At 67.3% G+C, this 12,916-nt stretch carries 14 protein-coding genes; 7 read left to right on the forward strand and 7 right to left on the reverse strand.

Features of this window, described 5'->3' with window-relative positions:
• Positions 1-37: 37 nt before the first annotated feature.
• The 6 genes from trmFO (at position 38) to EPO41_RS16875 (ending at position 6,313) form a co-directional block, all read left to right on the forward strand.
• Positions 38-1,396, forward strand: coding sequence for a methylenetetrahydrofolate--tRNA-(uracil(54)-C(5))-methyltransferase (FADH(2)-oxidizing) TrmFO (trmFO, locus tag EPO41_RS16850; protein ID WP_296327145.1), 1,359 nt, complete (start codon positions 38-40; stop codon positions 1,394-1,396).
• Between the two features lie 13 nt (positions 1,397-1,409).
• Entirely contained in the window at positions 1,410-2,375 is a 966-nt protein-coding gene (locus EPO41_RS16855; RefSeq protein ID WP_296327147.1) for a hypothetical protein, read from the forward strand.
• Positions 2,376-2,482: 107 nt separating this feature from the next.
• Complete coding sequence (locus EPO41_RS16860; RefSeq protein WP_296327148.1) at positions 2,483-2,767, forward strand: acyl carrier protein; 285 nt, start codon at positions 2,483-2,485, stop codon at positions 2,765-2,767.
• Between the two features lie 66 nt (positions 2,768-2,833).
• Positions 2,834-4,183 carry an MATE family efflux transporter gene (locus EPO41_RS16865; RefSeq protein WP_296327151.1) on the forward strand — a complete coding sequence of 450 codons (1,350 nt, stop codon included), beginning with the start codon at positions 2,834-2,836 and terminating at the stop codon, positions 4,181-4,183.
• Positions 4,184-4,264: 81 nt separating this feature from the next.
• Complete coding sequence (locus EPO41_RS16870) at positions 4,265-5,407, forward strand: zinc-binding dehydrogenase (RefSeq protein WP_296327153.1); 1,143 nt, start codon at positions 4,265-4,267, stop codon at positions 5,405-5,407.
• Between the two features lie 9 nt (positions 5,408-5,416).
• The gene (locus EPO41_RS16875; RefSeq protein ID WP_296327155.1) at positions 5,417-6,313 is read left to right on the forward strand and encodes a polysaccharide deacetylase family protein; all 897 of its coding nucleotides are present in this window, start codon (positions 5,417-5,419) and stop codon (positions 6,311-6,313) included.
• A 15-nt stretch (positions 6,314-6,328) separates the two neighbouring features.
• Here the strand turns inward: EPO41_RS16875 and EPO41_RS16880 are convergent, their stop codons facing one another.
• Genes EPO41_RS16880 through EPO41_RS16890 form a run of 3 tightly spaced genes read right to left on the reverse strand, consistent with a single transcriptional unit; the run spans position 6,329 to position 9,138 of the window.
• Positions 6,329-7,561: an LLM class flavin-dependent oxidoreductase gene (locus EPO41_RS16880; protein ID WP_296327156.1), complete on the reverse strand. Its 1,233-nt coding sequence runs from the start codon at positions 7,559-7,561 to the stop codon at positions 6,329-6,331.
• Between the two features lie 11 nt (positions 7,562-7,572).
• Positions 7,573-8,457: an alpha/beta fold hydrolase gene (locus tag EPO41_RS16885; protein ID WP_296327157.1), complete on the reverse strand. Its 885-nt coding sequence runs from the start codon at positions 8,455-8,457 to the stop codon at positions 7,573-7,575.
• 21 nt (positions 8,458-8,478) lie between these two features.
• Complete coding sequence (locus tag EPO41_RS16890; protein WP_296327158.1) at positions 8,479-9,138, reverse strand: squalene/phytoene synthase family protein; 660 nt, start codon at positions 9,136-9,138, stop codon at positions 8,479-8,481.
• Between the two features lie 110 nt (positions 9,139-9,248).
• Here EPO41_RS16890 and EPO41_RS16895 point away from each other — a divergent pair, with 110 nt between their 5' ends.
• Positions 9,249-9,845, forward strand: coding sequence for a urate hydroxylase PuuD (locus tag EPO41_RS16895; protein ID WP_296327161.1), 597 nt, complete (start codon positions 9,249-9,251; stop codon positions 9,843-9,845).
• Positions 9,846-9,862: 17 nt separating this feature from the next.
• On the opposite strand, the gene EPO41_RS16900 is transcribed toward EPO41_RS16895, so the two are convergent.
• The 4 genes from EPO41_RS16900 to secD form a co-directional block, all read right to left on the reverse strand.
• Positions 9,863-10,480, reverse strand: a complete 618-nt coding sequence (locus EPO41_RS16900) for a LysE family translocator (protein ID WP_296327163.1) — start codon at positions 10,478-10,480, stop codon at positions 9,863-9,865.
• Between the two features lie 9 nt (positions 10,481-10,489).
• Complete coding sequence (locus tag EPO41_RS16905) at positions 10,490-10,894, reverse strand: Mth938-like domain-containing protein (RefSeq protein ID WP_296327165.1); 405 nt, start codon at positions 10,892-10,894, stop codon at positions 10,490-10,492.
• On the reverse strand, positions 10,891-12,084 hold the full coding sequence (gene secF / locus EPO41_RS16910) for a protein translocase subunit SecF (RefSeq protein WP_296327166.1): 1,194 nt from the start codon (positions 12,082-12,084) through the stop codon (positions 10,891-10,893). The genes EPO41_RS16905 and secF overlap by 4 nt, the downstream gene beginning before the upstream one ends.
• Before the next feature lie 9 nt (positions 12,085-12,093).
• On the reverse strand, positions 12,094-12,916 hold an 823-nt coding region (gene secD, locus EPO41_RS16915), incomplete at its 5' end, for a protein translocase subunit SecD (RefSeq protein WP_296327168.1).

Below are 12,916 nucleotides of genomic sequence, written 5' to 3' on the forward strand. Positions count from 1 at the left end.
TCCATTGTAAGGAGGCGCAGGTTTCAGGTCGGAGAGCATGGCGTCAAGCACCAAGCCCGTACACGTCGTCGGCGGCGGCCTCGCAGGCAGCGAGGCGGCCTGGCAGCTCGCACAGGCGGGGGTGCCGGTGGTGCTGCACGAGATGCGGCCGGTGCGCGGCACCGAGGCGCATCTCACCGACAGCCTTGCCGAGCTGGTCTGCTCCAACTCCTTCCGTTCCGACGATGCCGCCAACAACGCCGTCGGCGTGATCCACGAGGAGATGCGCCGCGCGGGCTCCCTCATCATGCGTTCGGCCGATGCGCACAAGCTGCCGGCCGGTGGCGCACTGGCGGTCGATCGCCATGGCTTCTCCGCCGCCGTGCAGGAAACGCTGCTCGCGCATCCGCTGGTGACGCTGGAGCGCGAGGAAGTCGCCGGCCTGCCGCCTGAGGACTGGGACAGCGTCATCGTGGCAACCGGTCCCCTCACCTCGCCCGCGCTGGCCGAGGCCATCGCCGGGCTCACCGGCGAGGACTCGCTCGCTTTCTTCGACGCCATCGCCCCCATCGTCCACTACGAGAGCATCGACCAGTCGATCGCCTGGAAGCAGTCGCGCTACGACAAGGGCGGCCCCGGCGGCGACGGGGCCGACTACTTCAACTGCCCGATGGACAAGCCGCAATACGAGGCCTTCGTCGCCGCCCTCCTGGCCGGCGAGAAGACCGAGTTCAAGCAGTGGGAGCACAACACGCCCTACTTCCAGGGCTGCCAGCCGATCGAGGTCATCGCCTCGACCGGGCCGCAGAGCCTGCGCTTCGGGCCGATGAAGCCGGTGGGCCTGCGCGATCCGCGCACCGGCCATCGTCCCTGGGCCGTGGTGCAGCTTCGCCAGGACAATGCGCTGGGCACGCTGTGGAACATCGTGGGTTTCCAGACCAAGTTGAAGCACGGCGAGCAGACGCGCATCTTCCGCACCATCCCCGGCCTCGAGAAGGCCGAGTTCGCACGGCTGGGTGGCCTGCACCGCAACACGTTCCTGAACAGCCCGCGCCTTCTCGACGGCACCCTGCGCCTGAAGGCGATGCCGCGGCTGCGGTTCGCCGGCCAGATCACCGGCTGCGAAGGCTATGTCGAGAGCGCCGCCGTCGGCCTGATGACCGGGCGTTTTGCGGCGGCCGAACGGCTTGGCCGCGCGCAGGCGGCGCCGCCACCGACCACCGCGATGGGCGCGCTGCTCGGCCACATTACCGGCGGCGCCGATGCCACGACCTTCCAGCCGATGAACATCAATTTCGGCCTGTTCCCGCCCATTGCCGGCAGCTTCACGGGCAAGGAACGCAAGCAGGCGATGGCCGTGCGGGCGCTGCGCGACTTCGACGACTGGCTGAAGCCGACCCCGCTCGCGGCGGAGTAGAATGGAGACCTTCATGCGCCTGATGCAGCCCGAGCCCGCCGCCGCCCTCCTCGGGTTGCGTGCCATGAAGACGGTCGCCTCAGTCGCCGGCGCACCGGGCAAGTCGCAGCTCGCGTTGATGGAAGCGGCGCGCCGGGTCCTCCTCCACATCGATGCCGACGTCGCCGCGCTCCCGCCGGTGACACCAGCGGAACTCGCTGCGGGCTTCCCGTCGGTCGACCTCCGCCACCAGTTCGTCAACGGCCTGCTGGTCCTGGCACTGGCCGACGGCGTGCCCTCACGCGAGACCGTCGCTAAGGTCGAGGAATTCGCCGAGGCGCTGGGCGTCGCCACGCCGGAACTCACGAACCTGCGCCGGCTGGCCGAGCAGCATATGACCTTGTTCAAGCTCGACCTGCTGCGGCGCAGCCAGGTCGGCGACATCATGAGGAACCAGCTCGACCAACACGGTGTCGTCGCTTTGGCCAAGAGCATCCTGGGCATGCGCGGGCTGATCGAGGACACCGAACTGGCCGCCCGCTACCGCGCCTGGGAGAAGCTGCCGGCCGGCACGGTGGGCCGCTCGATGTGGGACTACTTCCAGTCCAACAGGTTCGGCATGCCGGGCGAGCGCTTCGGCTTTCCCGAGGCCGGGCTCTATCACGATTTCTGCCATGTGCTGGGCGGCTACGGCACCGACCCGCAGGGCGAGCTTCAGGTCGCGTCCTTCACCGCGGGCTTCAAGCAGACGCGGCCCTTCTACCTGATCCTGTTCGCGGTGCTGATCTTCAGCGCTGGCGTGAACGCGCGGCCAACCGCCGACGGATACACGACCATCGGGGTGCTGGGGGAGCCGGGCGCCGCCGACCGGATGTTCGCCGCCATTGAACGCGGTGCCCTCGTGAATACCGATCTTTCCGACAAGTGGGACTACTGGCCCATCGTCGAGAGACCGATCGACGATGTGCGGCGGCAACTCAACATCGTTCACCCCGGCTGAACGACGGAAACATTCCGTAACGTCCCGCAACAGTGGGTAACCAAACGTTATTTCACATGCGGACGTCATCGGGGTGAAATGGCTCATCCCCTTCGATGGAGTAAGCCATGCAGGCCGCCCAAGAACTGGTCGCTCCCCCCATGCCCTCGCTGCAATTCGACGTGATGCGGGAGATTTTCAATCTGCTGGCACCGTACAATGCGGGTGGCAAAGCAATCACCCCGCAGACGGTGATCTCCAAGGGACTTACCGTCGATTCGCTCACGATCATGGACGTGATCATGGAACTCGAGGACCGGTTCGACGTCACCATCCCGATGCACGTCGCCGCCGACATCGTAACCATCGACCAGCTCGCCGAGGCCGTGGTTTCGCAGCGCGCGAGGCGCTGACAAAACTCCCTACCCCATGAGATAAGTTCGCGAGCACGCGGCGCGGCGCGTGCTACATCGCCGGGAATGACTCCCGCACAACGCCGGCAGATGATGCTGGCCGGGCCGATCGTGCCCACCATCCTCACCCTCGCCACCCCCAACGTGCTGAACGTGGCCATGCAGAGCCTCGTCAGCATCGCCGACGGCTATTTCATCGGCCGGCTCGGCGTCGTCGACCTCGCGGCGCTGGCGCTGGTGTTCCCGACGCAGATGACGCTCGGCATGATGTCGGCCGGCGCCATGGGCGGCGGCATCTCCTCCTCGGTAGCCCGCGCCCTGGGCTCCGGCAACAAGGCGGCGGCCGAGGCGGCGGCCGCCCATGCGCTCGCCATAGCGCTCGGCATGGCGGCGCTCTTCGCCATCGTCTTCGTGGGCTTCGGCCGCCAGATCTATGGCGCGCTGGGCGGCAGCGGCGAGGCGCTCGACCGCGCGGAGGCGTTCGCGACCATCCTGTTTTCGGGCTGCGTCGCCCACTGGGTCGCCAACTCGATGGCCTCAGTCCTGCGCGGCACCGGCGACATGAAGACGCCCGGCCTGGCGCTGGTCGTGACGGCGGCCATCCAGATCCCGCTGACCGGCGCGTTGACATTGGGATGGTTAGGCCTGCCCGCCTTCGGCATTCGCGGTCCCGCCATCGCCGCGGTGATCGTCTTCGCCCTCGCCGCCCTCTGGATGCTGTCGAAACTCACCGGCTCGAAGGCGCCGCTCAGGCTGCGCTGGCCGGTCGACGGATTCCGCTGGCGCTCCTTCCGCGACATCCTGAAGGTCGGTCTCGTCGCCTGCCTGGTGGTGATCCTGACCAACGGCACGGTGCTGGTCGTCACTGGCCTGATCGGACGCGAAGGCGATGCCGCCATTGCGGGGTACGGCATCGGCTCGCGGCTGGAATACATGCTGATCCCGATCAGCTTCGGCATCGGCGCGACCTTGACGGCGCTGGTCGGCACCAACATCGGCGCCAAGCAATATGCCCGCGCCCAGCGCATGGCCTGGACGGGCGCCTTCATGGCCGGCGCCGTGGCCGCCACCATCGGCCTGATCGTGGCGCTGTGGCCCGACCTCTGGCTCGGGCTCTTCACCAGCAATCCCGGCGCGCTGGCCTCGGGCCGCCACTATCTCAGCATCGTGGGCCCGGCCTACGGCTTCTTCGGCCTGGCCATGGCGCTCTATTTCGCCTCGCAGGGCACCGGCGAGATGGTCTGGCCGGTCGCCGCCAACCTCACCCGCATCACCATCGCGGGCGGCGGCAGCCTGCTGGCCCTCGACCATTTCGGCTGGGGCCTGTCGGGCCTCTATACCTGCGTGGCGCTGGGCATCGTGGCCTTCTCCGCCGTGCTCGCCTTCTCGACGACGCGGCGGGCCTGGACCGGCTGACCCCGTTCACGACGCGTTTGACGCTTGTTCGCACCGGTGACGCTTGGCATCGTGCGCGCCTTCAAAAACCAGGAGATCGAAATGAGCGACGCCATCAAACTATCGGGACTGCAGCTTCGCTCCCTGATCTCCACCGAAGGCCAGCTCGAACTGTCGCTCGTGCGGATGGACGTGCCCGAGCCCGGACCTGACCAGGTCGTGGTCAAGGTCGAGGCGACTCCGATCAACCCGTCCGATCTCGGCCTGCTGACCGGTCCCGCCGATCTCTCGAAGGCCACGTCGACAGGCACCGGGTACGCGGTGAAGGTGACGGCGCCCGTGCCGGCCTCTTCCCTACCGTTCCTGGCGACCCGCCTCGGCGAATCGATGCCGGTCGGCAACGAAGGCGCCGGCACCGTGGTCAAGGCGGGCTCCTCCGAAGCCGCGCAGGCGCTCAAGGGCAAGCTGGTCTCCATGGTGGGCGGCTCGATGTACGCCCAGTACCGGGTGCTGAACGCGCGCGACTGCCAGCCCCTGCCCGCCGGCACGACGGCCTCCGAGGGCGCCTCGTGGTTCGTCAATCCGCTGACGGCGCTCGGCATGACCGAGACCATGAAGCGCGAGGGCCACAAGGCACTGGTCCACACGGCGGCGGCTTCCAACCTCGGCCAGATGCTGGTCAAGATCTGCAACGAGGACGGGATCGGCCTCGTCAACATCGTGCGCAGCGCCGAGCAGGCCAAGCTGCTGAAGGGCATCGGCGCCAGGCACGTCGTCGATTCGAGCGCCCCGAGCTTCACCGACGATCTCGTGCAGGCGCTGGTCGAGACCGGCGCCACCATCGCCTTCGATGCGATCGGCGGCGGCAAGCTCGCCAGCCAGATCCTCACCGCGATGGAAATCGCCATCAACAAGACCGCCACGACCTACAATCGCTACGGCTCCTCCGTGCACAAGCAGGTCTATGTCTATGGCAGCCTCAACACCGGCCCGGTCGAGCTGACGCGCAACTACGGCATGGCCTGGGGCGTCGGCGGCTGGCTGCTGACGCCGTTCCTGCAGAAGATCGGCCGTCCCGACCAGACGCGCCTGCGCGAGCGGGTCGTGAACTCGCTCAAGACGACCTTCGCCAGCCATTACACCAGGACCATCTCGCTGCCGGAAGCGCTCGACCTCCAGAACCTCACCGCCTATGCCAAGCGCGCGACCGGCGAGAAATTCCTGATCAACCCGAACAAGGCGTAGGCGCCGGCGATGACGCGCGAAACCGGAGACAGCGTCCGCGGCCGCACGCCCTATCTGCCGATCCACAAGCGGCCGAAGCTCGTCCTGCCGGGCAATGCGCGCGTCGCCGTCTGGACGATCGTGAACGTCGAGAATTGGTCACCGGCCGGGGCGATGCCGCGCACCGTGCTCCCGCCGCCGATGGGCGTGCCTCTGCTGCCCGACGTGCCAAACTGGGCGTGGCACGAATACGGCATGAGGGTTGGCTTCTGGCGCTTCCTCGAAACGCTCAGCGCGCGCAAGCTCAAAGCGACCTTCGCCGTGAACGGCACGGCCTGCGAACTCTACCGCGAGGCCTGTCAGGCGGCGCACGAGGCCGGCTGGGACTTTATGGGCCATGGCTGGGTGCAGAAGCCGATGCACAAGGTCGAGGACCAGAAGAGCGCCATCGCCGACACGATCCGCGCCATCAAGGATTTCACCGGCAAGCCGCCACGCGGCTGGGAAAGCCCCGGCCTCACCGAGACCGACGAGACGCTCGACCTGCTGGCCGAGGCCGGCATCGAGTATGTCGCCGACTGGGTGATGGACGAGCAGCCGCTGCCGCTCAAGACCGCGCACGGCGAGATCGTCTCGGTCCCCTACACGGTCGAGATCAACGACGTCGTCATCAGCGCCGTCCAGCAGCAGCGTTCCGATGAGATCTTCCAGCGCGGTCGCGACCAGTTCGACCGGCTTTACATCGACGGCAAGACCGCGCCACGTGTGATGGCGATCTCCATCCACCCGTATCTCACGGGCGTGCCGCACCGGATCAAGTATTTGGAAATGCTCTACGACCACATCCTCGGTCACGAGGGCGTCGTGATGTGGACCGGCGCCGAGATCCTCGACTGGTACCGCACGCAGGTGCCGCCGGCGCGGTAGCCGGCCGAAGCGCACTCACGCGCGCTTCGCGGCGGCTTCCTTCTCGGCCATCTTCTGCTTCAGCTGCTCGGGCGTGAGGCGGACGATGTGTTCGTTCTGGTGGCTGAAGATGTCGTACTTTGCCACGTCCAGGTCCTCGAGCACGATCTCGCGGTCGAGCACCTTCTGCTTCCAGGCGGCATGCTCGGCCTCCGCGGCATGGAACTCCGGCATCACCTCGCGGGCGAAGAGATCGAGCGAGTCGCAGATGTCCTGATGGCTGGTCTTGCCGGCCTGGTTCAGCAGGATCACCTGATCGACCCTGCTGGCCTGGAACTGGCGCAGCTTGCGGCGGATGGTTTCCGGCGAGCCGATGAGGCCGGATTCCAGCGCCTTCTTCTCCTCCGGTCCGCCGCGCCAGGCTTGGTACTCGTCCCACAGATTGGAAGTACCCGGCGCATCGACGCCTTTGCGGCCATAGTAGGAGAGCGCGAAGATGAAGAAGGTCCAGCCGGCGGCCTTGGCCTCGGCTTCCTCGTCGGTGGGCGCGCACATGAAACCCGACACCATCGCCACGTTGGGATTGCTGGGATAGTCGGCGAGCTTCTTCGAGTTGTTCAGCAGGTTGTTGTAGTACTTGTGCACCCAGGCCCGCGCCGCTTCCGGCGTCACGAAGGTGAAGCCCAGCGCGCCCATGCCCCATTCGCCGGCCTTGCCGATGGTCTGGATGTTCGAGCAGGCGACCCACAGTGGCGGATGCGGCTTCTGGAACGGCTTGGGGATCACGTTGCGCGCCGGAAAATCATAATACTGGCCGTGGAATTCCCAGCTATCCCTCGTGAACATCGGGACGATGGCCTTCACGGCCTCCTCCCAGCGCTCGCGCTTGTCGCGCACGCGGATGTTGAACGGATGCAGCTCGGCCGGGCCCGCCGCCTCGCCCATGCCGAGCTCGACCCGGCCACCCGACAGCAGGTCGAGCGTCGAGACCTTCTCGGCGACGCGGTGCGGGTTGTTGGTCGTGAGCTGGATCACGCCATGCCCCAGGCGGATGCGCTTGGTGCGCTGGCTGGCCGCCCCGAGGAACACCTCCGGCGCCGAGGAGTGGGAATACTCCTCGAGGAAGTGATGCTCGACCTCCCATGCATAATCGTAGCCCAGCCGGTCGGCGAGCTCGATCTGGGTGAGCGAATCCTGCAGGAGCTGGTACTCGCTCTTCTCGCCCCACGGCCGGGGCAGCTGATGCTCGTAGAAGATGCCGAACTTCATTGGGCGTTCCTTCAGGCTACCTTGCAGAAACTCGTGATGCTCGAGACCAGCTTGGGCACCATCTGCTCGGGCACGTCGTGACCCCAGCCGGGAAAGGTCTCGATCTTCGCGCCCGGCACGAGGGCCGCCACGTCCCGGCCGCACTCCACCGGCAGCAGCGGATCGTCCTCGCCGTGCAGCACCAGCGTCGGCACCTTGACGGTCTTCAGGAGGTCGACGCGTGGACCGGATGCCATGATCGCGAGATACTGCCGCGCCGCGCCCGGCGGGTAATAGCGACGGTCGACGTTGCGCTCGACCAGCGCGCGCATCGCAGCGGGATCGGTCGGATAGCCCGGGCCACTGATGACGGTGCGCAGCTTGATGCCGTGCGCAATGATCTGCTCGCGCGCCGGCCCTTCGGGTTGCGCCGAGAGCATCGCCACCGCCTCGGGCTTGCCGGCCGGCAGGCCGTAGCGGCCGCTGGTCGACATGATGGACACGAGCGAACGCGTGCGCGCCGGATGGGTCGCGGCGATGACTTGGGCGATCATCCCGCCCATCGAGCCGCCGACCATGTGCGCGCGGTCGATGCCCAGCGCGTCGAGCAGCCCGATCGCATCGGCGGCCATGTCGGAGAGCAGATACGGCGCATCGACCGTCTCGCCCTTCATCAGCCTGGCGAAGGCGCCCATCAGGTCGGGCATGCCCCACTTGTCGAAGTCCGTCGACAGGCCGACATCGCGGTTGTCGTAGCGCACGACGAAGAAGCCCTGTCCGGCCAGTCCCTCGCACAGCGATTCCGGCCACAGGGTGAGCTGGGCGCCCAGCCCCATGATGAGCAGCAGGGCCGGATCCTTCCGGTTGCCGAACGTCTCGTACTCGATCTCGATGCCATTGGCCTTGGTGCGCGCCACGCTTCCTCCCGGGTTGGCCGGTCAGTATCGCCCGCGCCTGGCCGCCCACCAATAGGCCAGCGGCCGCCTCAGCGGACCCATCGGCCTGCCGAGCGAAATCGCCGGCAGCAGGATCGGCAGCGCGGCCGGATCGATCTTGCGGCGAAGGGCGCGCGCGTCGCCCACGAGCTGGTCGCGCTCGGGGCCCTCCCCCATCAGCCAGGCAGCGCCGACGGCGTGAGCCGCCTGCCGCGACGAGGCATCGTCGATTCCCAGAACAGCGAGTTCGAGGTCGGCCAGCGCCTGCCCCGCGCGCATGACGTCGAGCGGGCCCTCGATCTCCTCTTCACGCGCATCGATCAACTCGACCAGGCTGTCCAGAACGAGCCCGTGGCGGCGAATGGTTTCGCCGAGCACCTCGACGATGGGCTGGGCCCGCGGCTTGCCCGTTCCCGACGCCTCGCCCATCGCCTCGCGCCACCATTCGAGGCGGATGCGCGCCAGCATCGGCTCCTTCGTCACGCTCCGCGTGCGTGCCAACTCGTGGTCGAAGGCCAACAGCGCCAGCAATCCACCGCGCTGCGGCTCAGGCGCGAACAGGGCGCCGAGGAACCGGTCCCGGTCGGCATCGCGTACCAGGTCGAGCACATAGCGGTGCGAGGCCTCCGACGCGCGAAAGGCGGTGGATTGGGAAGCAGGCATCAGAACTCGACCATAAGGGTGCGACAGTTGAACGCAGAGAGTCTAAGGTCTAGAATAAAGAGATCGGAGATTCATCAATCTCCTCAATAAGATAAAGGGGGAAGTTCGACATGGGCGCCTTGTTTACCTCGCTTGGACGAACCGTTTCCGCAGGCGTCGTGCTCCTGGTCCTGATCGTTGTGGTCGCCGGTGTCGCGACCGGACAGTCGATCAAGGTCGACCATGCCTATGCGACGGTCATCATGCGGTGGCTGCACGTGGTTTGCGGCATCATGTGGATCGGCCTGCTCTGGTACCTGAACTTCGTGCAGGTGCCCACCATGCCGAAGATCCAACCGGCCGAGAGCCGCACCGCCATCACCAGGTTCATCGCCCCGACCGTGCTGTGGTGGTTCCGCTACGCCGCCCTCGCCACCGTCGTCACCGGTCTCCTGTTGGCCGCGATGAACAAGTACATCGTCGAAGCCCTCACCCTGCGGCCTGGCTTCGTCATGATCGGCATCGGCATGTGGATGGCGATGGTCATGGCCTTCAACGTCTGGTTCATCATCTGGCCGAACCAGCAGAAGATCCTGGGCCTCGTCGAGGCCACGGCCGAAGAGAAGGCCGCCGCCGCACCGAGGGCCCTCTATGCCAGCCGCTTCAACACCATGTTCTCGATCGGCATGCTCTACTGCATGGTGGCGCAGCAGAACGCGCCGATCTGAGCGGCGACGTCTGAACGTCAGGGGCGCCGCGCGAAAGCCAGGCCGAGGCCGGCGCCGATCAACAAACCGCCCGTGAGGCGATTGTGCAGGCGGGCACGTGCCCGCAGCACAGACCGCAACCGGCCGGACAGCAACGCCCAGCCGCCGTCCAGCAGGACGGCGACCACGAGGAAAGTAACCGAGAGCAGCAGGAGCTGGCGCGTCGCCTCTCCTGCCCCGGCCGAGACGAATTGCGGCAGGAAGGCTGCGTAGAAAAGCAATGTCTTGGGATTGGTGAGCGACACGAGGAAGCCGCGCACGAAGATCGCACGTACCGAACGCGGCTCGGCCGCGATGCCCGAGAGATCCATCGCCGTCGAACGCCAGGTCCGCACGCCCAGCCACAACAGATAGGAGACACCCAGCCAGCGCAGCCAGTCGAACAGGCTGGCCAGCAGGCCGAGCAGCGCCGACGCGCCCAGCACCACGAGTGCGAGCTGGAGCACCATGGCGCTCGCCGTCCCGGCCACGGTCATGAGCCCGAACCGCACACCGTGCGCCACGCTGTTGGCGACGATCAGCGCGACGTTGGGGCCCGGAATGACGATCAGGACGACGCAGGCGGCCACGAAGGCCAGGTAGAGGTCGAGCGGCATGCCCGCTCCCTACAGCGGAATGAGGGCCGCCGCCACCCGCCGGCTCTCGGCCAGCAAGACGTTGTAGATGCGGCAGGCCGAGCCCGTATCGACCACCTCGAGGCCCATGCCGGCCGCCTTCAGGACCGCCCGCAGGTCGGGCGGCACGAACACGGCGCGCGCGCCGCAGCCCAGCACGAGGATCTCCGTCGGAACGGCCGCCCCGCGCAGCGGCGCCAGGCTTTCAAGAGAGAGATCCTCGGCGCGCGTGATCGCCCACGGATGGGTGACGGTCGGCGTCACCAGCACCGGCGACCGCCATTCACGGTCGCTGATCATGAACCGGCCGGAACCGTAGCTGCGAATGTACTGGACCTGTGCCGGATCGGGTGTCGGCAAGGTCTTGTCGGCGGGCCCCGGGAGCGGCGGCTTCACGCCCCCGCCTTCTCCGCCTTGTCGTCCTTGTCCGCCTTGTCCTCGGCCGGCCGAAGCTGGTCGGCGCGCAGGCCGAGATAGACGAGGCCGGCGCAGGCGACCCAGACCGACGAGTAGGTGCCGACGATGACGCCCCACAGCATGGCGACCGAGAAGCTGTGCAGGACCGGACCGCCGAACAGCACCAGCGCGCCCACGGCCACGAACACCGTGGCCGACGTCATCAGGGTCCGCGACAGCGTCTCGTTGATGCTGTGGTTCAGCAGGTCGAGCAGCGGCATCTTCTTGTAGCGGCGCATGTTCTCGCGCACGCGGTCGAAGATCACGACGGTGTCGTTGATCGAGTAGCCGGCAATGGTCAGCACGGCGGCGAGCGCCGTCAGACTGAAGTCGAGCTGGAACAGCACGAAGACGCCAATGGTCGAGATGACGTCGTGCAGCATCGCGATCAGCGCGCCGACCGCGAACTGCCACTCGAAGCGCACCCAGACGTAGATGGCGATCGCGACCATGGTGGCGATCACGGCCCAGATGCCGCTCCGCATCAGCTCGTCGCCGATCTTGGGGCCGACCGACTCGGTGCCGCGCAGCTCGTAGTTGCTGCCGATCGCGTCCTCGACCAGCTTGATGGCGACCTGCTGGCACCATTCGGCGCGCTGCTCGACCGACATGTCGATCCTGGCCGTATTGGTCTGGCCGCGCGGCAGCTGGCGCTCCTGCAGGGTCAGGCCGGCGCGGCTCACCGCATCGCGCCAGTTGGCGGCATCGAGCGCGGTCGGCGACGTGAACTCGACATCACCCGTCCCGGCGGGACCCGGCTTCACCTGCCAGCCCTGCCCGGCGCGCTGCAGCATCACGCGCTGCGCGCCGGCGACGCACTGGTTGTCGCCTTCCTGGCGCTGGACGCGGATCAGGACGGTGCTGGGGTCGCCGAATTCCTGCAGCGACACCTCGCCCACACCCAGCGCGCCCACGGTGGTGCGCAACTGGTCGAGCTCGGCCTTGCCATCCTTGGCCTTGGCCTGGATGGCGATGCCGCCCTTGAAGTCGATGCCGAAGTTGAGGCCGATCGCGAAGACGCCGACGATCGACACGATGTTGATCAGGGTCGAGATGACCAGCGCCGCGCGGCGCTGGCCGAGGAAATCGAACTTCTTCTTGAAGGCGAAAAGGCGGACGGGCTTCCACATGGCTGCGCCTCAGATCACGAGTTCGGTGGGGCGGCGCCAGCGCACCCAGACCGCAAGCAGCATGCGCGTGAAGATCGTCGAGCTGAACATCGAGGTGATGATGCCGAGCGTCAGGGTCGTCGCGAAGCCGCGGATCGGGCCCGAGCCGAAGCCGAACAGCAGGACGCCGGCAATGAGCGTCGTGAGGTTGGCGTCGATGATCGCCGACATCGCCTTCTCATAGCCCGTGGCAAGCGCGCTGAACGGGGACCGGCCCAGGGCCTTCTCCTCGCGCACGCGCTCGTAGATCAGCACGTTGGCGTCGACCGCCAGGCCCGCCGTCAGCACGAGACCCGCAATGCCGGGCAGGGTCAGCGAGGCGCCCAGGATCGACATGCCGGCGAACACCATCAGGAGGTTCACCAGCATGGCCAGGTTGGCGAAGCCGCCGAACACCGGTCCGTAGGCCACGAACATGAAGATCGCCACCAGCAGCGTGCCGACCAGTGCGGCCAGCGTGCCGGCCTGGATGGCGTCCGCACCGAGGTCGGCGCCGACGGTGCTCTCCTGGATGATGCTGAGGGTCGCGGGCAGCGCGCCGGAGCGCAGCAGCAGCGACTGTTCCTGGGTCTGCTGGGTCGTGAAGCTGCCGGTGATGATGCCGCTGCCGCCGCAGATCGCGCTCTGCACGACCGGCGCGCTGATGATCTCACCGTCGAGCTGGATGGCCAGCCGCTTGCCGATGTTGGCGCGGGTGGCGGCGCAGAAGGCGCGGCCGCCGGCCGAATTGAAGGTGAAGCTGATGATCGGCCGGCCGCCCTGCTGCTGCTCGAACGTGGCCTTCGAATCGTCG

Source organism: Reyranella sp., assembly GCF_004297265.1.
GTDB lineage: Bacteria > Pseudomonadota > Alphaproteobacteria > Reyranellales > Reyranellaceae > Reyranella.

Bases quoted from the DNA above. Each gene is read 5' to 3' on its own strand.
- trmFO (WP_296327145.1), top strand. From the start codon at position 38: ATGGCGTCAAGCACCAAGCCCGTACACGTCGTCGGCGGCGGCCTCGCA.
- EPO41_RS16855 (WP_296327147.1), top strand. From the start codon at position 1,410: ATGCGCCTGATGCAGCCCGAGCCCGCCGCCGCCCTCCTCGGGTTGCGT.
- EPO41_RS16860 (WP_296327148.1), top strand. From the start codon at position 2,483: ATGCAGGCCGCCCAAGAACTGGTCGCTCCCCCCATGCCCTCGCTGCAA.
- EPO41_RS16865 (WP_296327151.1), top strand. From the start codon at position 2,834: ATGACTCCCGCACAACGCCGGCAGATGATGCTGGCCGGGCCGATCGTG.
- EPO41_RS16870 (WP_296327153.1), top strand. From the start codon at position 4,265: ATGAGCGACGCCATCAAACTATCGGGACTGCAGCTTCGCTCCCTGATC.
- EPO41_RS16875 (WP_296327155.1), top strand. From the start codon at position 5,417: ATGACGCGCGAAACCGGAGACAGCGTCCGCGGCCGCACGCCCTATCTG.
- EPO41_RS16880 (WP_296327156.1), bottom strand. From the start codon at position 7,561: ATGAAGTTCGGCATCTTCTACGAGCATCAGCTGCCCCGGCCGTGGGGC.
- EPO41_RS16890 (WP_296327158.1), bottom strand. From the start codon at position 9,138: ATGCCTGCTTCCCAATCCACCGCCTTTCGCGCGTCGGAGGCCTCGCAC.
- EPO41_RS16895 (WP_296327161.1), top strand. From the start codon at position 9,249: ATGGGCGCCTTGTTTACCTCGCTTGGACGAACCGTTTCCGCAGGCGTC.
- EPO41_RS16900 (WP_296327163.1), bottom strand. From the start codon at position 10,480: ATGCCGCTCGACCTCTACCTGGCCTTCGTGGCCGCCTGCGTCGTCCTG.
- secF (WP_296327166.1), bottom strand. From the start codon at position 12,084: ATGTGGAAGCCCGTCCGCCTTTTCGCCTTCAAGAAGAAGTTCGATTTC.